Annotated in this window: 1 protein-coding gene; it reads right to left on the reverse strand. The window is 64.7% G+C overall.

Features of this window, described 5'->3' with window-relative positions:
• Nucleotides 1–310: 310 nt before the first annotated feature.
• A partial coding sequence (locus tag AC1U89_RS24570; protein WP_479902223.1) for a hypothetical protein occupies nt 311–587 on the reverse strand: 277 nt, incomplete at its 5' end.

Raw genomic sequence — 587 nt, forward strand, 5'->3', positions numbered from 1 at the left:
GCCCGTCACCGCGTGTGTCCGGATGCTCCGCGTTCCCCGCCTCCCCAGGAGGATCCGGGTTGGCCGGGTCATTTTCGGGATGATAGGTGCTCATCGTTGTTCCTTCCCTCGAGTGGAGACTCTGGACTAATTGTAAGCATGCTGATAATTCGGGAACCGTCAACGCCGGGACTCGGATACGAAGCCGCATGCCGGAAAGATGACCCGAACGGACTTAGTGCGATGGAACCGGGTAGGGGCGCCCCTCCACGTTGCTGACTTGGCAGCGCTGTGTCCTCAGGCCGAAGGATCGTCGACGAACGTCCGGGACTTACTGACCGGCGTCGGTGAACCGCTCCGCCGCGGTCTCCAAGAGGAGACCCTCGAGCTCGCGGAGCTGTGCCGCTGCCCGGTCCAGCAGATTCGCCACCGGCCCCTGTCCAATACGCGGGTCCGTGCGGGACAGGAGACCCATGGTCTTCCAGAGCAGCGACTTACCCGTGACGGCACTGATCAGCGCTTCGAGCTCCAACTGTTCGGCCGCGCCGGTCCTGGCGTGGAGCGGATTGAGCGGGCCAAGGGACGCGAGGTGCGCCCCTGTCCAGGCG

Source organism: Caulobacter sp. 05T431, from assembly GCF_056665975.1.